Source organism: Alteromonas sp. ABH4_456 (assembly GCF_056160645.1).
Genome location: NZ_JBSWXO010000003.1, coordinates 59,581 through 79,280 on the forward strand (window position 1 = coordinate 59,581; position 19,700 = coordinate 79,280).

At 49.9% G+C, this 19,700-nt stretch carries 18 protein-coding genes; 8 read left to right on the forward strand and 10 right to left on the reverse strand.

The annotated features are described in order from the left end of the window. Positions 1–174: 174 nt before the first annotated feature. Complete coding sequence (metF, locus tag ACXAG2_RS05610) at positions 175–1,059, reverse strand: methylenetetrahydrofolate reductase (protein ID WP_303573894.1); 885 nt, start codon at positions 1,057–1,059, stop codon at positions 175–177. 156 nt (positions 1,060–1,215) lie between these two features. Between metF and metJ the strand changes: the two genes are divergently transcribed. Then, complete coding sequence (gene metJ, locus ACXAG2_RS05615) at positions 1,216–1,539, forward strand: met regulon transcriptional regulator MetJ (protein ID WP_119499938.1); 324 nt, start codon at positions 1,216–1,218, stop codon at positions 1,537–1,539. 49 nt (positions 1,540–1,588) lie between these two features. On the opposite strand, the gene ACXAG2_RS05620 is transcribed toward metJ, so the two are convergent. The 3 genes from ACXAG2_RS05620 to rpmE form a co-directional block, all read right to left on the reverse strand. Next, positions 1,589–2,797: an MFS transporter gene (locus ACXAG2_RS05620; protein WP_474865088.1), complete on the reverse strand. Its 1,209-nt coding sequence runs from the start codon at positions 2,795–2,797 to the stop codon at positions 1,589–1,591. A gap of 97 nt (positions 2,798–2,894) precedes the next feature. After that, positions 2,895–4,148, reverse strand: a complete 1,254-nt coding sequence (locus ACXAG2_RS05625) for a malic enzyme-like NAD(P)-binding protein (protein WP_303573892.1) — start codon at positions 4,146–4,148, stop codon at positions 2,895–2,897. Positions 4,149–4,526: 378 nt separating this feature from the next. Next, entirely contained in the window at positions 4,527–4,739 is a 213-nt protein-coding gene (rpmE, locus tag ACXAG2_RS05630) for a 50S ribosomal protein L31 (protein WP_303573891.1), read from the reverse strand. A gap of 176 nt (positions 4,740–4,915) precedes the next feature. On the opposite strand from rpmE, the gene priA reads away from it, so the two are divergent. The 6 genes from priA (at position 4,916) to ACXAG2_RS05660 (ending at position 12,424) form a co-directional block, all read left to right on the forward strand. Then, on the forward strand, positions 4,916–7,087 hold the full coding sequence (priA, locus tag ACXAG2_RS05635) for a primosomal protein N' (RefSeq protein ID WP_474865090.1): 2,172 nt from the start codon (positions 4,916–4,918) through the stop codon (positions 7,085–7,087). A gap of 155 nt (positions 7,088–7,242) precedes the next feature. Then, positions 7,243–7,806 carry an SPOR domain-containing protein gene (locus ACXAG2_RS05640; protein WP_119499943.1) on the forward strand — a complete coding sequence of 188 codons (564 nt, stop codon included), beginning with the start codon at positions 7,243–7,245 and terminating at the stop codon, positions 7,804–7,806. Positions 7,807–8,213: 407 nt separating this feature from the next. Then, entirely contained in the window at positions 8,214–8,738 is a 525-nt protein-coding gene (hslV, locus tag ACXAG2_RS05645; protein ID WP_119499945.1) for an ATP-dependent protease subunit HslV, read from the forward strand. A 73-nt stretch (positions 8,739–8,811) separates the two neighbouring features. Further along, the gene (gene hslU, locus ACXAG2_RS05650) at positions 8,812–10,143 is read left to right on the forward strand and encodes an HslU--HslV peptidase ATPase subunit (RefSeq protein WP_119499946.1); all 1,332 of its coding nucleotides are present in this window, start codon (positions 8,812–8,814) and stop codon (positions 10,141–10,143) included. A 210-nt stretch (positions 10,144–10,353) separates the two neighbouring features. Beyond that, positions 10,354–11,241, forward strand: coding sequence for a LysR family transcriptional regulator (locus ACXAG2_RS05655; RefSeq protein WP_474865092.1), 888 nt, complete (start codon positions 10,354–10,356; stop codon positions 11,239–11,241). A gap of 94 nt (positions 11,242–11,335) precedes the next feature. Further along, entirely contained in the window at positions 11,336–12,424 is a 1,089-nt protein-coding gene (locus ACXAG2_RS05660) for an alkene reductase (protein WP_474865094.1), read from the forward strand. A 39-nt stretch (positions 12,425–12,463) separates the two neighbouring features. On the opposite strand, the gene ACXAG2_RS05665 is transcribed toward ACXAG2_RS05660, so the two are convergent. The 6 genes from ACXAG2_RS05665 to ACXAG2_RS05690 form a co-directional block, all read right to left on the reverse strand. Beyond that, entirely contained in the window at positions 12,464–13,354 is an 891-nt protein-coding gene (locus tag ACXAG2_RS05665) for an ATP-grasp domain-containing protein (RefSeq protein WP_474865096.1), read from the reverse strand. A gap of 82 nt (positions 13,355–13,436) precedes the next feature. Then, positions 13,437–13,616 (reverse strand): hypothetical protein, encoded by a 180-nt coding sequence (locus ACXAG2_RS05670; protein ID WP_474865098.1) that lies wholly within the window; start codon positions 13,614–13,616, stop codon positions 13,437–13,439. Positions 13,617–13,681: 65 nt separating this feature from the next. Further along, positions 13,682–13,939 carry a hypothetical protein gene (locus tag ACXAG2_RS05675; RefSeq protein WP_474865100.1) on the reverse strand — a complete coding sequence of 86 codons (258 nt, stop codon included), beginning with the start codon at positions 13,937–13,939 and terminating at the stop codon, positions 13,682–13,684. 53 nt (positions 13,940–13,992) lie between these two features. Further along, entirely contained in the window at positions 13,993–14,244 is a 252-nt protein-coding gene (locus ACXAG2_RS05680) for a helix-turn-helix domain-containing protein (RefSeq protein ID WP_119499952.1), read from the reverse strand. Continuing rightward, positions 14,237–16,402 carry a peptidase domain-containing ABC transporter gene (locus ACXAG2_RS05685; protein WP_474865102.1) on the reverse strand — a complete coding sequence of 722 codons (2,166 nt, stop codon included), beginning with the start codon at positions 16,400–16,402 and terminating at the stop codon, positions 14,237–14,239. The genes ACXAG2_RS05680 and ACXAG2_RS05685 overlap by 8 nt, the downstream gene beginning before the upstream one ends. Next, complete coding sequence (locus tag ACXAG2_RS05690) at positions 16,402–17,655, reverse strand: HlyD family secretion protein (protein ID WP_474865104.1); 1,254 nt, start codon at positions 17,653–17,655, stop codon at positions 16,402–16,404. The genes ACXAG2_RS05685 and ACXAG2_RS05690 overlap by 1 nt, the downstream gene beginning before the upstream one ends. A 406-nt stretch (positions 17,656–18,061) precedes the next feature. On the opposite strand from ACXAG2_RS05690, the gene ACXAG2_RS05695 reads away from it, so the two are divergent. Beyond that, the gene (locus tag ACXAG2_RS05695) at positions 18,062–19,606 is read left to right on the forward strand and encodes a hydroxymethylglutaryl-CoA reductase (RefSeq protein WP_474865106.1); all 1,545 of its coding nucleotides are present in this window, start codon (positions 18,062–18,064) and stop codon (positions 19,604–19,606) included. Positions 19,607–19,700: the final 94 nt, after the last annotated feature.

Consider the following 19,700-nt stretch of genomic DNA (forward strand, 5'->3'; position numbering starts at 1 on the left):
CTGCACGGATAGTTTCATGCTTGTACAGTGTAACCATTCGCAGTCGAGGGGGGAATATTTTGTTGGTTTCTCAGTGGACTGTGATGTCTGGCGTGGTGGCGAAATTGCGTAAATTGCCAGGCATCGTAGCGACAAGGGGGAGGAGGCCAGCGAAGATGCCGGGAGAAATCCGCGCTATTCAGCGCGAACGCCCAGCATGTGGCAGATGGCGTAGCTAAGTTCGCAGCGGTTCAGGGTGTAGAAGTGGAAGTGTTTCACCCCTTCTTTCGCCAGCACTTTTACTTGCTCCATGGCGATGTTTGCGCCAATCAGATTACGTGTTGCCTGATCATCGTCATCCAGCCCTTCGTACATTTTGTGCAGCCAGCCCGGTACGTGAACATTGGTGAAACCGGCAAACTTAATCAGTGTCTGATAATTCGTAACCGGCAGGATCCCGGGGACGATATCCAAATCGATACCGGCTGCAGCAGCACGGTCACGGAAACGCAGGTAAACACTGGTGTCAAAGAAGAACTGAGTAATTGCTTCAGAAGCCCCGGCTTCCGCTTTACGCTTCAGGTTAAGCAGGTCGAACTGGGCATTCGGCGCTTCCGGGTGTTTTTCCGGATAGGCGGCGACGGAGATATCAAAGTCTGCTACGTCTTTCAGCAGTGCCACCAGATCAGAGGCATACATTTCGGTTTTATCAACGCCCTTCGGTAAATCGCCCCGCAGAGCAACAATACGGCGAATACCCGAATCCCAGTATTCCTGAGCAATTTGTTTGAGTTCGTCACGGCTTGCGTCCACACAGGTCAGGTGAGGGGCTGCCTGTACACCGGTTTGTTGTTGGATGCGTTTAACAACATCATGGGTGCGGTCACGTTCACCACTGTTTGCACCGTAGGTCACAGACATATAAGAAGGCTTAAGAGGCGCCAGGCGTTCAACAGATTTCCACAGCGTTTGTTCCATCTTTTCCGAGTTAGGCGGAAAAAATTCAAAAGAGACATCAATGTCACGCAATTCGGACAATGACTGGTTTAAGGCGTCGATACCTTGTGCATAGGAAACCATTTTGTTGACTCACTCAATTCTTTGGACGTTTAGACGTCTAAACTAATTAATATATGTCTGGACGTCAAGAGGTTTACACGGCTTAATTGACCTTTTCGCTACATTGTTTAGAATTTCCGCTTATAAAGTAAAATAACAGGCAGTCCGAGATTTCACATGGCAGAATGGAATGGTAAGTATATACACCCTTACGCAGAGCATGGAAAAAAGAGTGAGCAAGTAAAGAAAGTCACTGTTTCTATTCCGATTAATGTGCTTAAGGTGCTCACAGACGAGCGAACCCGCAGACAAATTAATAACCTGCGTCACGCGACGAATTCAGAGTTACTGTGCGAAGCATTCCTTCATGCTTTCACCGGGCAGCCGCTGCCTGACGACGACGATTTGCGCAAAGATAACCCTAACCGTGTTCCTGCCGTTGCAAGGAAAATGATGGAAGAGATGGGGATCGACCCCACCGCCGACAACGAAGAAGAATAGAGTAAAGCCAGAGCAAATCACTCTGGCTTTTTTTGTATCAGGGGCAAGCTTAGTCTTGTCTGGCTGAGGGCGGTTCGATTTTTTGTAATTCGAACAGGGGCCTGAAAGTTGAACGGAACAGGAGCACAATACCCAGGCTCATTACTCCACCCGCAACCGCGCAGGCTACCGGACCAAAAGCTGCTGTCACCGAACCACTTCTGAAGTCTCCGAGTTCGTTGGAAGACGCGATGAACAGGGAGTTCACTGCACTCACACGGCCACGTAAAGCGTCCGGTGTCATAATTTGTACTACTGAGCTTCTGATTACCACACTTATCATGTCTGAACCGCCATAAATCAGCAAAGCGAAGCAAGCCACATAAAGGTTCTGTGAAAAAGCAAAGCCGATAATAGAAAAGCTGAAAATGATCAGTGACCAGAACAGCAGCGGGCCGTTGCGTTCAATGGCCCGTTTACGTCGTACCATTGTCAGACCGATAAGCGTCGCACCAACAGCCGGCATGGCCCGCAATAAACCCAGTGTTTCCGGACCTTCATGTAAGACGTCTTTCACAAACACAGGTAATATGGCCATGACACTGCCACATAGTATGACCACAAGATCAGTAAACAGCGCTCCGCGGACAACGTTGTTGTGCATCAGGTATTCCACACCGCTGAATATATCTTTAAGTGCCAGTTTGCGCTCTGAATGAATGTTCAGAGCGGGCAATAAAGAAAAGCCACCCAGCGTAAACAGGCCGAAAATGATGAGCACCCAGTAGAGCTGACGGTCGAGCGCCGCCAGTAACACGCCGGCGAGGAAAGGCCCCACGGTTAAGGCGATATTCCAGATAGAGCTTACGGCAGCCACCGCACGCCCCAGATGATCGGTGCTGACGATATTCGGCAACACAGACTGAATGGCCGGTACGAAGAAAGCCCGCCCTGCGCCTAATACCGATAACGAGCAAAAGAGCGCCCATTTATTCAGTTCCGGCTGATTCATCAGCAGAGCGACGGCCAGTACCACCAGTAACTGTAATCCGGCAGAAATTAACAAAATGCTTTTGCGGGAAAAGTTGTCTGCAGCCCAGCCCGCCACGAGGAATAAACTGATCACCGGCACAATCTGAAAAATGCCTACCAGTGCCAGGTCAAAGGCCTCGCCGGTGGCTTCATATAAATGCCAGCCGATGCTGACTGCCATAGTTGAGCCGATAAGCGTGGTAGCTATTCGTCCGATGATGAGCCCGATAAGTGCTTTTGACCACATGAAATCTTTGTCCGTCAGATTAGGGGAAGCGGGAAGGTAAACGAAAACGGGCCGGTAGTATAACCGGCCCGTAACAAATGAAGTCAGTATGCTTCAATCAGTCTTTGTTACCCGTGTATTTTGCCGGTAAGGATTCAACACCGGCAACGCCTGAGTCAATCGCTGCCTGTGCTACGGCACTGGCAATACGGTGAAGCAAACGGGGATCCATAGGTTTAGGAATAATGTAATCTTTACCAAATGTCAGCGATGCTGATTTACTGGCTTTCAATACTTCTTCAGGTACAGGCTCTTTCGATACTGAACGTAAAGCTTCAACCGCAGCGACTTTCATTTCGTCATTAATGGTCGAAGCACGCACATCCAGTGCACCACGGAAAATGAACGGGAAGCACAGTACATTGTTCACCTGGTTGGGGTAATCTGAACGGCCCGTTGCCATGATCAAATCACTGCGAACCTCATGGGCCAGTTCCGGTTTAATTTCCGGATCAGGGTTTGAACAGGCAAATACCACCGGGTTTGGTGCCATCAGTTTCAGCGTTTCAGGAGGTAGTACGTCAGGGCCGGAAACACCGACAAAAATATCCGCACCATCCATGACATCGTCAAGGGTACGTTTATCCGTGTTGTTGGCGAACAACATTTTGTGTTCCGTGAGATCGTCACGGCGGGTATGAATCACCCCTTTACGATCGAGCATATAAATGCGCTCACGCTGGGCGCCGCACTTGATCAGCAGTTCCATACATGCAACGGCGGCAGCACCGGCTCCCATACAAACAATTTTGGCGTCTTCGATGTTCTTGCCCTGAATCTCCAGCGCGTTGAGCATACCGGCCGCAGTTACAATGGCGGTACCGTGTTGATCGTCATGGAATACCGGAATCTTGCAGCGTTTGATCAGCTCTTGCTCGATTTCGAAACATTCCGGCGCTTTAATATCTTCAAGGTTAATACCGCCGAACGTATCAGCGATATTGGCAACCGTGTTGATGAATTCTTCAGTAGTCCGATGTTTAACTTCAATATCGATGGCATCCAGTCCGGCAAAACGCTTAAATAGTAACGCTTTACCTTCCATCACTGGTTTTGATGCCAGCGGACCTAAATTACCTAATCCGAGAATGGCCGTACCATTACTGATTACTGCAACCATATTACCTTTGGCGGTATAGCGGTATGCTGCATCCGGATCTTCGGCAATTTCACGTACCGGCTCGGCTACGCCGGGGCTGTAGGCCAGTGCTAAATCATCTACGCTGTCAGCCGGAGTCGACAGTTCTACCTTTATTTTGCCCGGAGTAGGGTATTCGTGGTAATCCAGGGCGCGTTGTCTGAAATCTGACATTCTTTTGTGTGTCCTTCTCAGGGTTTGGTCTTTGCACAACTACTTGTCGTTCCTGCGCTAATCTCTTGTTTTCGTTATAAAGCGCAGCTTGCGACAAATGTATCACAACGCCTTTCACAGTACATATCTGATCAGGAGCTATCTTATGCTTACTTTAGTTGCCGTAGGGCAGCTTCACAAAACGGAATTATCAATGTCGGCTATTGATGAAATTTATAAGTTAACTTTAATTTATAATTTATTTTATATGGTTGGACGGTGGAGCGGGCTGTTGAGTAAAGCGTAATGGGAAAAACACAGGTCAAGTATTTTAAGTAACGGATTTAAGGCACAAAAAAAGCGCCGTAAAGGCGCTTTTTTCGCAATTCAATGCCGGACTTATTTTTTGCCCAGTGCACCAAAACGCTTCTTGAAGCGGTCAACACGACCACCAGTATCAACGTTACGCTGCTTACCAGTGTAGAACGGGTGGCAGTTTGAGCATACGTCCAGGTTCAGTTCTTTACCTGCAGTAGAACGTACTTTGATAACGTTACCGCAAGAGCAAGATGCAGTAATTTCTTCGTAAGTAGGGTGGATACCTTGTTTCATGGGTTACCTCATTATATAAGGCCGTATCGCAATCCAGCCCGAAGCTGAACACCATACGCAACTATATTCAATACAAGGCACAACTGGCCTTGCCGTAAAGAGCGGCGCATATTAATGTATGACGCCGTTTTGATCAAGAACGATAAGTAAAAAAGTGCGGAAAATATAGGCAGATTATGCGTTTTGTTGAGGTGGCGGTTCCTGTACCGTTACGACAAGCTTTTACCTACTCCTGTGACACATTACCGGAAGCAGGCTGCAGGGTCAGTGTGCCTTTCGGCCCCCGCACATTAACTGGCATTGTTCTGGGAGAGGCGGAAACGCCGGAGAACAGCGGAAAAATCAAACCGGTTCACCATGTCATTGATGACAGGCCGGTGCTCGACAGTGTGATGCTGAAACTGTGTCACTGGTTATCCCAGTATTATCTTCATCCGTTGGGTGAGGTTATTCACACCGTATTACCGGTCCTGCTGCGCAAGGGTGAACCGGCGAATCCGGTGGATGAAATCTGGTGGCATGCCGGTGATAACATTGATGAAAATCTGGCGTCACTGAAGCGGGCGAAGCGCCAGTATGCTTGTCTTGAGGCACTGGCGGATGAGCCTGTGCGCGAAGGCGATCTCAAAAATACCTTTCCTTCCTCCATCATCAGCGCACTGGAAGAGAAGGGCTTTGTGTACAGCGAAAGTAAACCGCCGCCCCTGCGACCGAAAATGTGGCTCGATTATTTTCATGTCGGCAAGAAGCCGTTGCCTGATAAAGAGCAGGCGGTTGCCATCAGCGCGTTGTCGCAACAGGCCGGCAAGTTTGCGCCTTTTTTACTGGAAGGGATCACCGGAAGCGGGAAAACCGAAGTCTACCTTCAGGCCATTGAAGATATTCTTTCTGCAGGTAAACAGGTATTGATTCTGGTACCGGAGATTGGTCTTACTCCGCAGACGGTTACCCGTTTTGCCAACCGCTTTGGTATCGATATCGGCGTATTACACTCCCAATTGAATGACAAAGATCGCCTTTCAGTCTGGCAGCGTGCGCGGGAAGGTGAACTGGGCATCATTATTGGTACCCGGTCTGCGATTTTCACGCCAATGAAATTCCCAGGCATGATCATTGTGGACGAAGAACATGATGATTCGTTTAAGCAGCAGGACGGGTTGCGATATCACGCGAGAGATCTTGCAGTCATGCGCGCCAGCACCGAACACATTCCTCTTGTTCTGGGCACCGCGACGCCTTCACTGGAAACACTGAACAACGCCCTGACGAAGCGGTATGGTCATCTGCAACTGACCCGGCGGGCCGGCGGTGCTTCGAACACCCATCAGCAGGTACTGGATGTACGGGACCAGCGTATGCAGTTTGGCATTGCCGATGGCATGCTGAGCATCATGCGCCAGCATTTATCGATGGGAAATCAGGTACTGGTATTTGTTAACCGTCGGGGGTACGCACCGGCATTGCTCTGCCATCATTGTGGTCATTCTTATGATTGCCGCCGGTGCGAACGGCCCTACACGGTTCACCGCACCCAACAACGTTTACAATGTCACCATTGCGGTAACACCAGACTGCTTCCCCGCCAGTGTGAACATTGTGGCGAAAATAAACTGGTTACTGCCGGCGTGGGAACGGAGCAGATTGAAGATGGTCTGGCGAAAATGTTTCCGGCAGTGAAACAAATCCGTATCGACAGCGACTCGGTACGGGGCAAAGACAAGTTGCAACGTTCTCTGGATGACATTAACGCGCAGAAGTATCAATTGCTGATCGGTACGCAGATTTTGTCAAAAGGGCATCATTTTCCCCATGTAACACTGGTAGTTGTACTGGACTGCGACGGCGCCTTGTTCAGCGCTGATTTTCGTGCCAGTGAAAAACTGGCGCAACTGGTTACTCAACTGGCGGGGCGCGCAGGCAGGGCATCGAAGCCGGGGGAAATGTGGCTACAAACGCATAATCCCGGACACCCGTTGCTGCAGGATTTAGTGCACAACGGATACGCGCATTTTGCCCGCCAGGCGCTGGAAGAAAGAAAGTTATCATGGATGCCGCCCTTTCAGTCTCAGGCGGTGCTCCGTGCTGAAGCCACTAATGCTGAACAGGCGTGGGATTTTCTTGAACAGGCGGGGTCGCTGTTGCAAAGTCCGTCGGTGAGATTAAATGGACCGCTTCCCTGTCTGATTGAGAAGCGTCAGGGGCGCTACCGTTTTATGCTGGTCCTGCAGTCAGCGCGGCGTAATGATATCAACGGGTTACTCAGAAAAGCCTTGCCGGTATTATCGGCGATGCCAGCGGCAAGCCGTGTACGCTGGTCACTGGATGTTGATCCCTCTGACTTCAGTTAGTATTCGCTTCTTAATGCATATAGCGGCAGCATTTTCGGAAAATTCACGATACACTGCTGTGCGGTTTCACTGAAAAGCGCTGATTTAATCACGTGATAATCAGCCAGCAGGTGATGCTTTTTTCAAACAATATTTGACGGGATATTACGCCGGATATGGCACAACGTGATTATGTAGCTCGTGGTCGTGCGCCACAAAATAAAAAGAACAACAATAAACGCAAGCCGCCTTCGCCGGAGACGAACCGGACTAAGATTTGGGCACGTCTGGTGGTTGTGGTGATCGCTATTCTGGGTCTTATTTATTTTCTGTTCTCTATTAAAGACAATGTTGATGAAACGGCTGACTCGCCGATGGAACCACTACCGCAAATTGTCGAAGAAGAGGAATTGCCTGAGCTGCCTAAGGAAGAATGGGAATACATTAAATCGTTACCAGGCTACGAAGTCGAAGTGGAAGTCGCGGAGCAACAAAAATCCGACAAACTGTATTTACTTCAGTGTGGTTCATTCCGCACCCGCTCGCAGGCTGAAGAAATGAAAGCCAAAATCGCCTTTCAGGGTCTTGAAGCACAGGTTCGGGCCACTACCGGCTCTAACGGTGAATGGTTCCGTGTCATCATGGGGCCGTTACAAACCAAACGTGATGCAGAAAGAGCCAGACACAGTCTGAGAAAAGTAAACATCACCACCTGCATGATCCTGTACTGGAATCTTTAAGGCTGAAAGCCTGGCCCTTTTAGCCGGATTCAGAAGAAGCCATTACAAACACGCCGTAAACACATCCATGTGGGCTCGGCAGCCGCTTCCCTGCGGCTGACGGTTCTGTACCAGAATATCTTCAACCCCTGCGCTTAGGGTTCTCAATCTCTTTTCGCCGGATCGTGTGCCTTTCCCGCCGGTAATACCTCATCCTGTCCACAGGTTCACCATGTTCCCGGCTGCAGTTTCCCTGCTGCTGACGGTTTGTAATGGCTTCTTCCTGCTCCGTCTGCGGGTCTGACACCGGACTTTGCTGGAGCTGGTGGATTGTCCCTTGAAAAAATTATCTCTTCCCCCACTTATCTCTTCATTGAAATTAATTTGCTGCGCGACAGCCAGCGACACCCGGAATATGGGGAAGTGTAGTGACTACTATTGTATCTGTAAGACGCGACAATCAGGTCGTCATTGCCGGAGACGGACAGGTTTCTCTGGGCAATACCGTAATGAAAGGCAACGCGAAAAAAGTGCGTCGCCTGTATCATAATAAAGTGCTGGCGGGTTTTGCCGGTGGTACTGCTGATGCATTTACGCTGTTCGAGCGTTTTGAATCTAAACTCGAGATCCACCAGGGGCACCTTACCCGCGCTGCGGTGGAACTGGCCAAAGACTGGCGTACTGACAGGGCGCTGCGTAAGCTCGAAGCGCTTCTGGCGGTGGCTGATGAAACGGCATCTTTCATCATTACCGGTAACGGTGATGTAGTGCAGCCTGAAAACGATTTAATTGCCATTGGTTCCGGCGGTGCTTATGCGCAGGCGGCTGCAACGGCTCTGCTGGCAAATACTGAATTGTCAGCCCGTGAAATAGCAGAAAAGAGTTTAACCATCGCAGGGGATATCTGCGTATATACCAACCATCACCAGACGGTTGAAGTACTGGATTATTGATCGACTGCAGGCCGTATGACGGTCATGCAGCCGGTAGCTGAGCATCATCAGCGTTAGTAAGAGAAGGTTTATTATGTCTGAAATGACACCCAGAGAAATTGTTCACGAGTTAGATCGCCACATCATTGGTCAGCAGGACGCAAAACGCGCCGTATCTATCGCCCTGCGTAACCGCTGGCGCCGGATGCAATTGCCGGAAGAGCTTCGTGTTGAAGTCACGCCTAAGAATATTTTGATGATTGGTCCTACCGGTGTGGGTAAAACTGAAATTGCCCGCCGCCTGGCGAAGCTGGCAAATGCCCCTTTCATTAAGGTTGAAGCTACGAAGTTCACTGAAGTGGGCTATGTTGGTAAAGAAGTTGAGACGATCATCCGCGATCTGACAGACATCGCCGTTAAGCTGACTAAAGAGCAGGAAATGACGAAGGTCAAATTCCGTGCTGAGGAAGCGGCGGAAGAGCGTGTGCTGGATGCTCTATTGCCACCACCGGAAGACGTGTGGGGTAAAAAGGAGCAGGTTGAAGATCGTGGCACCCGTCAGGCATTCCGTAAAAAGCTCCGTGAAGGTCAGCTTGACGACAAAGAAATTGAAATCGATGTTGCACTGCCGCAAATGGGTGTTGAAATCATGGCGCCTCCGGGCATGGAAGACATGACTAATCAACTGCAGTCGATGTTCCAGAACCTGAATTCTGACTCGCAGAAGAAAAAGAAAAAACTGAAAATCAAAGATGCGCTGAAAATGCTCACTGAAGAGGAAGCTGCCCGTCTTGTGAATCAGGAAGATCTGAAAGAAAAAGCTATTCATGCAGTTGAACAGCATGGCATTGTGTTCATTGATGAGATCGACAAGATTTGTAAGCGTGAAGGCAATAACTCTGCGGATGTGTCCCGTGAAGGTGTGCAACGGGATCTGCTGCCGCTGGTGGAAGGCTCTACTGTATCGACTAAGCACGGAATGGTGAAAACTGACCACATGTTGTTTATCGCATCCGGTGCCTTCCAGATGAGTAAGCCGTCTGACCTGATCCCTGAGCTGCAAGGCCGTCTGCCAATCCGTGTTGAACTGTCAGCACTGAAAGTGGAAGACTTTAAACGTATTCTGACTGAACCGAATGCGGCACTGACAGAGCAGTATCGTGCACTTATGGCTACAGAAGGCGTGACAATCAAGTTTGAAGAGTCTGGCATTCAGCGCATTGCTGAAGCGGCCTGGCAGGTAAACGAGCGCCTTGAGAACATTGGTGCCCGTCGTCTGCACACGGTGCTGGAGCGTTTGATGGAAGATATTTCTTTCGACGCATCCGAGAAGTCAGGTGAAACTTTTACTATCGATGCAGCCTATGTGGACTCACACTTAGAAACGCTGGTAGACAACGAAGATCTCAGCCGCTTTATTCTGTAAGGCTCTGTCTGTTACTTACCACATGGGTCGCTGCCCGGCTGAACGGTAGCTGCTCATCAATAATACTAAAACGCGCGACTGTCTGACGGTTGCGCGTTTTTTGTTGCCTGCAAAGTTGATTGCGTTGAATACGTCAGGTTTCTTTCTGGTTATTTGTATAAAATGTAATTAGTAAGCTGCTATCTTTGTGGAAAATGAAAAGGTTGAACAATGCCGGTTAATGCTAAAACAGAAGATTTAGAAGCCTTTGTGACGGTGGTGGATACCGGTGGTTTCTCTGCCGCCGCAGCGCTGCTGGATCAGCAGGTTGCCAGGGTATCACGCTCGGTAACACGGCTGGAAAAGACTCTCAATGTTACTCTGTTTAACCGCACCACCAGACGGGTAGAGCTGACGGAAGAAGGTGAGCTTTTCTTACGTTACGCCAGAGACGGTCTGAACATGCTGGAAAAAGGCGAGGAGGCATTGCGACTGCTGGGGCGGACACCATCAGGCAAGCTGCGGGTTGATGCAGCCAGCCCGTTTGTATTTCATCAGCTGACACCGTTAATAGACGGGTTCTGCCGCACCTATCCGGATATATCTCTGGAGCTGACCAGTCACGACAGCATCATTGACTTACTGGAGCATAAAACCGATATCGCCATTCGTATCGGCGATTTAAGTGACTCCAATCTCCATGCCAGAAAGTTAGGGCGAAGCCGGTTACATGTAGTGGCAAGTCCGCAATACCTGGCTAAACATCCGGTCAGCGGCGATATTACAAGCCTTTCGCAGCATCGTTTAATTGGTTTCAGTGATGCGCCGCATTTAAATAACTGGCCACTTAAAAGTCCTCAGCAGCTTACATTTGCCATCAGTGCCTCAAGTGGTGAAACCGTGCGGCAACTTTGCATTGCAGGGCAGGGGCTGGCGATGCTGTCACACTTTATGACGTATGAAGATATTGAGGCCGGCCGGTTGGTGCCTGTGCTGACAGACCATGTCCTGAGTCCGAACCGGCGGGAACTGGTACAGGCGGTATATTACCGTAACAGTGCCGTGTCTTCCCGCATCTCTGCATTCCTGGATTATATCGCGCCGCGACTCACTCTATAATTGCAAAAATAACAAAAGTGTTTTTAATTTATTGCTGTTAATGATTTAAATAGGCTGCGATATGCTTCATCCATTGAAAATGGAAGGAGGCTTTATGAGTCTATTATTTAACAGTATTTCTCTTGCCGGCAAAACGCTTAAAAACCGTATTGTCATGCCCCCGATGACCCGCTCAAGGTCAACGCAGCCCGGTGATGTCGCCAACGATTTAATGGCTACTTATTATGCCCAGCGTGCCAGTGCCGGTTTGATTATCAGTGAAGGTACGCAAATCAGTGAACTGGGCAAGGGCTACGCCTGGACCCCGGGCATTTACACCGGAGCGCAAGTCGAAGGCTGGAAGAAGGTCACAAATGCCGTTCACCAGGCGGGAGGTGTGATGTTTGCGCAACTGTGGCACGTTGGCCGCGTATCCCACGAAAGTAATACGGGTGGCAAACAGCCGGTTTCTTCGTCAGCGCTTCAGGCTGAGGGCGTGAAGGTATTTATCGACGAAAATAGCTCACCGGGTTTTGTGCAGTCTTCTGTACCCAGAGCACTCAGTAAAGAAGAAATCAAAGCGGTCGTTGAAGATTACCGGCACGCGGCGCAATGTGCCAAAGATGCCGGATTTGATGGCATCGAGCTGCATGGAGCCAATGGCTATCTCATCAACCAGTTTCTTGATTCACAAGCCAACAACCGTACTGATGGATACGGCGGCAGCCTGGAGAACCGTCTGCGGTTCCTGAAAGAAGTCGTGTCTGCCGTCAGCACGGTGTTCGACAGCCGCGCAGTGGGGATCCGTCTGGCTCCGCTGACGACGTTGAACGGTGCGGTAGACGAAAACCCTGAACAGACGTACGTTGAAGCGGTGCGGGCCCTGAATGAGTTAGAGGCCGGCTATGTACATATCGCTGAAGCCGACTGGGATGATGCGCCGGAAATGGCGGTAAGTTTTAAACAGGCCATCCGCGAGGCGTTTGACGGTATTTTGATTTATGCCGGCAAATATACCCGTGACCGCGCTGAACAGGCGCTGGAAGAAGGATGGGCTGATATGATTGGTTTCGGTCGTCCCTTTGTATCGAATCCCGATCTGCCTGCCCGTTTACAACAAGGCATCGCGCTGGCAGAGCATGATCCTGATACCTTGTTCGGTGGCGCAGAGAAAGGTTATACCGATTATTCAGTCGCGTCATAACGGTTATCTGAGATAACCTGCTTCATCAACAGCAGCGGACTAGTGTTCCGCTGTTGTTATCAGCGCCCGGCATAAGGTTTCAGTGAGCGGGTGCTGTGTTTCATGTTCAAATTTCAAAAAGTACGGGCAGGGATTCGCTTCCAGGAAGATAAACTCGCCTTTAGTGTTACACCGCCAGTCAATGGCGCACCATTTCATCCCGAAAGCAGCGCAAATTGTTCTGGCCAGTGAGCGGATATCCTCAGGGACGTCTGTAGCCTGCGCCTCTGCGCACTCATCAGTACGGTAATCCGGCTTATCCGAATAGATAACACCGGAAAAAACCTCATCACCCATAACGTACGTGCGCACATCAAGCCCGTCAATCCGTGCCTGCAACGTCACCGCACCGGTATCATGCTGATGCAAATGTTCACTGATATACACGCCATGCTGACGAAGCAAGGTGGTGTGGGCACCACCGGAAACCGGTTTGATAATGACATCCTGAAACTGTTCAGCGAAGTGTTTGAGGGCTGTGACATCATTGCTGATGAGCGTCTCGGGTATGGTGGCGCCCAGTGCTGATGCTGTTTGCAATTGCACGGGCTTGGCCTGGTGAAAACGAATGGCGCTCAGCGGGTTATACCAACGCTCAGGCTGATGATAAAAAAGCGGCGAAAGTGCACTGATTTGATTTTTACCGGCAACAGGGTTTGTTGCCGGTGGAGCTGAAAAGCGCTGCCACCAAAAGGCGCCGGCTTCGTCAATATCCACGTATTCGTTATCGACAACAAGGGTAAAGGCATTTTTAAGCGGTTGCCATTGCAACTTTAACTGATCGCCCAGGTTCGCCGTATTGAAGATCAGTGTTTCCTCCTGAAGGTCGTGAAGTGTTGTCACTACATGCTGTAGTTGATGGTCTGATTCATCACCCAGACAAAGAATCATACATTACGTCCTTTTAAGAATGATGCTGACGCCAACAGGTGCGGGAGACAACCCTGTCCGCGCAGCATCATCAGACCTGAAATCAGTAAACCGATTCTTCCGGGTAATCGCCACCATTTTCACCCAGCGCCAGGGTGAAATAGCGGGGCGGGATTAAGATGGCTTTGTCTTCTGTGACCGGCATAGTTTGTACCGGGCCGGCGCCTGATACTTCGCAGGCTTCTTCATTCGTTAACAGGCGGGCTGTTGTTGTTTCTTTCATGATGTTCTCCTTGAACAGGTTATTTTTCCGTTACGGGTTTTGTTGCGCATAACTCACAACAGGTTTTAGTTTACCGGGTCTTCCGGCGCTGTCTTCTGGCTAAAAGTCCGGTTATCACCCACGCCGGGTTTCAGGTAGGGCGACTGGCCGACTGTGTCTGAAACCCCTTGCAGGTAGCAGGTTAAAATGGTCTCGCGCAGACTCATTATCCAACACAAATTAAACGTTAAACCCACCACCCACATATCGGGTAATGTACTGGTAATCGCGAAATACATCAGGCAGCACAGCGATGCTGCAGCCATGGGAATTAGACTGTTCATAAACAGGACTTCTGTCTCAAACGCCACGGTTTTATTGATACGAAAGGACATTTTTATCCCTCTTGTTCTGTCCGTGTACCGGGCTGATGAAACTGGCGGTAGTAACTCGCCATCAGTGAGGTGCGGTTGTGGATATCCAGCTTGCGGTAAATGTTGGCGCAGTGAAATTTCACCGTCCTCTCGCTGATAAATAGCTGGGAAGCGATTCGCTTATTCGGCAGCCCTTCCATAATTTTATGGGCAACCTGCAGTTCCCGGCGGGAAAGCTGCTCCAGGCGATCATTGATAGGGGTTGGATTAGTCATGACTCTCTCCTTGTTGTTCAATAACGGGGTTGGTACTGACGGGGTAGATTTCGGTTAATTTGCCTGCTTCAAGCCGGAACACACGGTCTGTCATGGCGATGGTTTGCGGCCTGTGGGCGATAATAATGCGGGTGATGTTCAGCTGTTTCAGGTTGTGGTTTACCTGTGCTTCGTTGTGCATATCAAGGTGACTGCTTGCTTCATCGAGGAACAGGATCTGCGGCCGTTGATACAGTGCCCTGGCCAGCATAATCCGCTGGATCTGACCGCCGCTCAGGGTGCTGCCCATGTCGCCGACCAGTGTCTGGTACTGCATTGGCATGGCTAAAATGTCATCGTGAATACAGGCCAGTTGTGCCGCGCCTGCTGCCCGCTGAATATCAGGAGAATCACAATAGCCGGCTATATTTTCTAGAATGCTGCCGTTGAGCAGGGCGTCATCCTGATAAACTGCCGAGGATACGCCCTTCAGTGCGCCCTGACTGACAGGCTTTGTGCCGAAATATACTGAGCCTGAACTGAGCGGGTGAATACCGGTAATACATTTAAGTAACGTTGATTTTCCGCAGCCGCTTGCGCCGGTGATCGCTATGACTTCGCCGGGGGCAACAGTCAGGTTGATATTTTCAAGTACCGGTGCTGAAAAGCTGTCGTAAGCATAGCTGACCTGTCTGAGGGATAAAGTTGCCGGGCCGGTATTGTCTGTGCCGTCTACACCGGAAAAAGCGACTGGTACGTCTTCACATTCAGCCAGCACCACATCTGATAGCCGGTCAATGTGCAGCGATAACATTCGCCATTCCAGTGCGGTGGTGATCAGACTTTCAGCGGCGGTAACAAAGCGGTTTTTGTAGCTGATAAACGCATAAAGCATACCGGTAGTCAGTGCATTTTCCATAGCCATCTGTGCGCCAAGGTAAATCACTACAATGTTTTCAGCACCGGTGATGACCTGTTTGGCAATGCTGGTACGCAAACCCCATTTGCCGATACTGATGTCTGCATTTAAGGATGATGTCAGCCGGTTCAGCCAGTGGCCGTGGCGGCTCGCCTCCAGGTTAAATTGCTTGATTGTCTGAATGGCCCGCATGGATTCGATGAAGTGCGTTTGCTCCTTTGAAGCCAGCTCCAGTTTGTCGGCGTGATGAGGCCGGACGCAATGCCAGGCAAACACGCGGAACAGCGCATACAAAAAGGTGATAACAATGACTACCGTGGCCAGAAGCGGCGCATAAACATACATGACTGCTACCGTTACCAGTGCCATCAGCCCGTCCATGATCACACTAATGAAGCTGGCAGTGAGAAAATCCCGCAATGCATTTAACGAACTGAAACGGGAAATAATGTCGCCGGTGTGCCGGCTGTGAAACCACTTCAGCGGCAGTTGCAGTAAATGACTGAATACCCTGGCGCTCATCAGCAGTTGCAGGCGGCTGGTGAAGTGTAAAAGGATATGTTGGCGTAACGCTGAAGTCAGACATTCAATTAACAGAAAAAGCGCAAAGCCTATGGTTAATGCGGTCAAAAAGTCAGACGATCCTGCGGGCAGCGCATCATCTACCACCATTTGCATGTAATAAGGAGACAACAGGGCAAATAACTGAATAAGCAGAGTAATACAGAAGGTAAGCAGCAAGGTTCTGCGAAGTCCGCTGAGACCTGAGAAGAAACTGCTGATAGTGAGTTTTGGGGTAGCCGTGACCGGTGTAAAAGCCGGAGCCGGAGATACTTCCAGAGCTATGCCGGTGAAATGAGCGGAAAAACGGGATACCGGCATTTTACGTTTACCCGTGGCCGGATCATGAATGGTTACACTGTTTTTGTTCACCGCGGTGAGTACCACAAAATGCTTCATATCCCAGTGAACTACGCAGGGCAATTGCAGTTTTGGCAGATCATCCAGATCCAGTTTCAGCGCTCTTGCCGATAAAGAAAGGCGCTTAGCGATGGTAATAATGTCTCCCAGCGTTGCCCCTTTCAGTGACAAGCCATATTCCTGCCGGAGTTCGGCCAGTGTTCTTTTATCGCCATGGGCCTGCAATATCATACACAGGCAGGCCAGTCCGCATTCTGCGGCTTCCGCCTGATACACCACCGGTGTTTTAACAGAACGGCGAAGGGAAGGGAGCGGGTTTGCTGATAAGAGGGCCTGCATTACCACGCCCCTTTTACAGACAGTAATGGTGCGAAAAGCCATTCAATCAGGCTGGACTCCCGTGTCGTCACATCGGCACTGAAGGTCATGCCACTTCTCAGTGGTGTTTCCTGTCCGTAGGTGGCGATGCTTTGTTTATTCAGCGAAACCTGAACCAGATATGCCGGTTCGTCTGTGGTGACAGGAAACCATTGCTTACTCTGTGGCTGGATAAGATCGTCGGATATTTGCGTAATAACACCGTCAACGGTGCCGTATTGCTGATAAGGGAAAGCATCCAGTTTAATGCGGACTGACTGACCCTGTTGCAGTAAACCTGCCGACCGGGCTGGCAGCAACACCTTACCGGTAAGGGTGTCAGAAGAGGGTTGTATATTCAGTAGAGGTTTAGACGTATTGATGAAGTCACCGCTACGTACAGACAAATCGGATACCACACCAGCTCTTGATGCGGTAATCACCTTCTTGTGCTGACTGTCCCACTGCAGCATCTGATTGCGTAATGCACTGAGTTGATGCTGAAGATCAAGGCGCTCCTGCTCCTGACTGGCGGGGAGCCTCGCCAGCTCGTGGCGATTTTCTTCAAGGTAGGCGAGCTTACTTTCACGCTCCCGCTGGTATTCCAGTAATTCCTGCTTTAGCGATAAGACAGCACGGGCGGCACTGAGATGTTCATTTTTCGCCAGTAATCTGGCATCGGCGAGTGTTGCCATCGAGTTAGCAGACGTTTCTGCCAGAGCGATCCGCTGGCCTACCAGCTCAATGAGTCCGTTAAGTTTGCTAATATCCCGCTCCAGTTGCGTGCCGGTATTTCTGGTCGTTGCAATTGCCAGTTTATGGGCGACAGTGAGATAGCGTAGTTGTTGTTCAAGCTGTTCCTGCTGAACTTCATACTGACTGTGCACTGCAAAATGCACGTCTTCGCCGGAGCCCAGCGTCTGGCCGCTGTTGATTTTAAGTAAGGGGGTTCCCGCCTCAACCTCATCGCCATTTTTCACGAGAATAGGGGCAACCCGTCCGCCGGTATTGTCCGGATAAACCGGCGTACTGCCCTCTGACATTTCCAGCCAGCCGTTGATCCGGGTGAAGGTTTTGTATTCCTGACTATTCAGATACCAGGCCATCACGATGACCCAACCTGTTATCATCAGACTGATCATCCTGACAGGCAAAGACGGTAAAACAAATACGTCTCCCTGACTGGCTGTCAGCTGATGTTGCAAAGCCTGTTGTCTGAACAGCTTGTGTTCCATGATTTACTCCTTGCTAAATAAAAGTCCGGCAGATTACCCCTGAACAGCATCCTTAACTGATCAATTGAATCCCTGGCATCGTAGTCCCTGACACCTCCTTTTCCGGTAACAGGGGCAATCTGTCGAAAACACATCAGCGTCCTGCTGACGGAATTAAATTTACAAGAAGCAGTGCCGTGGGCTTTCAAATCACGGACACTGGATGATTTGTGTACAAAAAATGTGTGTTATGTCCGTTTTTGTTAAGTCATGTCCGTTTCAGGCAAGTCCTGAAAGGTTGACGGGGGTCAACCCGGTGGCTGGTTTGACCGGGAAAGAAGTGAAATTGTTGTTAACTGACGCTACTGTATTACATTCATAATAAGCGCGTCTCAAAAAGCGTCAGCCATTAAAAAGGAAGTGCCTCATGTTTATCCCCAGCATGCTTTTAAAGCAGTTGTATACCCACGGCAGTCTGCAAAAAACGGAAGATGGTTTGTGCTTTATGCTGAAAAACCGGTTGAAAGACGCCAGTATCAGCGAAATTTTACATATCGTGCTGGATGGCAATCATATTCCAAAAGAGAAAATTACCCTGAAAGTCGGGGCGGATATGCTGCTCTCTGCTGAGGAAATTAATGCAAAAGGGGATATTTCTTTTCCGCTACGGGAAGTTATTACGGTTTTTTTGAGCGTGCGGGCAAAGGCCGGGCCTGAAAAGCTTAAATTGGGACTTTCTTTCAAGGCCTCTCCATTCGGTAAGCTGAAGTTTGAAGTCGAAGACAACATTTCAGACATCAGTGCCAAACCGGAGGGGATCCCAAGAGATCCCCATGACGACTATCAGGCAGAAATCATCAAAGCCCGTCAGGCATATTTTGCTTCTGCAACCGGCGCGCCGGTGAATCATGTGGGCAACTATTCCATCGACCCCAACACACTCAAAGGCAATATTGAGCACTTTATTGGTGTGGCGCAGGTGCCTATTGGCATAGCGGGTCCGCTCACCATTGACGGAGAATATGCGAAAGGCAATTTTGTGGTGCCGCTGGCTACCACTGAAGGCACGCTGGTGGCGTCTTATAACCGTGGCATGAAGCTATTGAATATGAGCGGAGGTGTAAAAGCAACGGTGGTTGATGATGCCATGCAACGGGCGCCGGTTTTTGTTTTTTCTGATGCGCGCGGGGCACGGGATTTCGTTAAATGGATAAATGAAAATATCGAAAAAATCCGTGATGAAGCAGAAGCGACGTCTTCGGTGGCGAAGCTGACTTACATCGACCATTTCCTGTCTAATAAATTTGCGTTTCTCCGTTTTAATTACAGGACCGGAGATGCTGCTGGTCAGAATATGGTGGGGCGCGCCACATTTGCTGCCTGTGGCTGGATCATGGATCACTACGACGGGATTGTGAATTTTTATCTGGAGTCTAACTTTGCCACCGACAAAAAGGCCTCGCAGATAAATATTATGCGGACCCGGGGAAAACGGGTTACTGCAGAGGCTACCATCAAGCGCGAGCATTTACTCAGCGTAATGCGGGTGGAACCAAAACAAATTGATTACCATGGCAGAGTGGCTGGTATCGGTTCGTTTTTATCCGGCGTCAATAACACCGGCCTGCATTCGCCCAACGGTATCACCGCCATGTTCATTGCCACGGGACAGGATGTCGCTAATGTCTCTGAATCCTCGGCGGGGATCATGTACTCCGAACTCACCGAAGAAGGGGATTTGTACGTTTCACTGACTATCCCTTCTCTGATTGTCGCCACCTACGGCGGTGGAACCGGCATAGGTACACAGAAAGAGTGCCTGGAGCTGATGGATTGTTACGGCAAAAATAAAGTGTACAAATTTGCCGAGATTGTAGGAGCGGTGGCACTGGCCGGAGAGATCTCGCTGGCTTCGGCCATTTCTTCATCTGACTGGGTGTCATCTCACGAACAATACGGACGTAACCGGTAACTGAGACGCCGTGCGGGTAACATTCTGAAACTTATCTCCCTTTGCGCAGAGAACTGACCATGCAGTAAACTTTACCGGTGGCATGGTTAAGCAA

What these genes read in the sequence shown, in the direction of transcription:
- ACXAG2_RS05640 (WP_119499943.1), top strand. Translation starts at nt 7,243, where the DNA reads ATGGCACAACGTGATTATGTAGCTCGTGGTCGTGCGCCACAAAATAAA.
- rpmE (WP_303573891.1), bottom strand. Translation starts at nt 4,739, where the DNA reads ATGAAACAAGGTATCCACCCTACTTACGAAGAAATTACTGCATCTTGC.
- ACXAG2_RS05685 (WP_474865102.1), bottom strand. Translation starts at nt 16,402, where the DNA reads ATGCAGGCCCTCTTATCAGCAAACCCGCTCCCTTCCCTTCGCCGTTCT.
- ACXAG2_RS05660 (WP_474865094.1), top strand. Translation starts at nt 11,336, where the DNA reads ATGAGTCTATTATTTAACAGTATTTCTCTTGCCGGCAAAACGCTTAAA.
- ACXAG2_RS05670 (WP_474865098.1), bottom strand. Translation starts at nt 13,616, where the DNA reads ATGAAAGAAACAACAACAGCCCGCCTGTTAACGAATGAAGAAGCCTGC.
- ACXAG2_RS05625 (WP_303573892.1), bottom strand. Translation starts at nt 4,148, where the DNA reads ATGTCAGATTTCAGACAACGCGCCCTGGATTACCACGAATACCCTACT.
- priA (WP_474865090.1), top strand. Translation starts at nt 4,916, where the DNA reads ATGCGTTTTGTTGAGGTGGCGGTTCCTGTACCGTTACGACAAGCTTTT.
- metJ (WP_119499938.1), top strand. Translation starts at nt 1,216, where the DNA reads ATGGCAGAATGGAATGGTAAGTATATACACCCTTACGCAGAGCATGGA.
- ACXAG2_RS05675 (WP_474865100.1), bottom strand. Translation starts at nt 13,939, where the DNA reads ATGAACAGTCTAATTCCCATGGCTGCAGCATCGCTGTGCTGCCTGATG.
- ACXAG2_RS05665 (WP_474865096.1), bottom strand. Translation starts at nt 13,354, where the DNA reads ATGATTCTTTGTCTGGGTGATGAATCAGACCATCAACTACAGCATGTA.
- ACXAG2_RS05655 (WP_474865092.1), top strand. Translation starts at nt 10,354, where the DNA reads ATGCCGGTTAATGCTAAAACAGAAGATTTAGAAGCCTTTGTGACGGTG.
- ACXAG2_RS05695 (WP_474865106.1), top strand. Translation starts at nt 18,062, where the DNA reads ATGTTTATCCCCAGCATGCTTTTAAAGCAGTTGTATACCCACGGCAGT.
- hslU (WP_119499946.1), top strand. Translation starts at nt 8,812, where the DNA reads ATGTCTGAAATGACACCCAGAGAAATTGTTCACGAGTTAGATCGCCAC.
- metF (WP_303573894.1), bottom strand. Translation starts at nt 1,059, where the DNA reads ATGGTTTCCTATGCACAAGGTATCGACGCCTTAAACCAGTCATTGTCC.
- ACXAG2_RS05680 (WP_119499952.1), bottom strand. Translation starts at nt 14,244, where the DNA reads ATGACTAATCCAACCCCTATCAATGATCGCCTGGAGCAGCTTTCCCGC.
- ACXAG2_RS05620 (WP_474865088.1), bottom strand. Translation starts at nt 2,797, where the DNA reads ATGTGGTCAAAAGCACTTATCGGGCTCATCATCGGACGAATAGCTACC.
- ACXAG2_RS05690 (WP_474865104.1), bottom strand. Translation starts at nt 17,655, where the DNA reads ATGGAACACAAGCTGTTCAGACAACAGGCTTTGCAACATCAGCTGACA.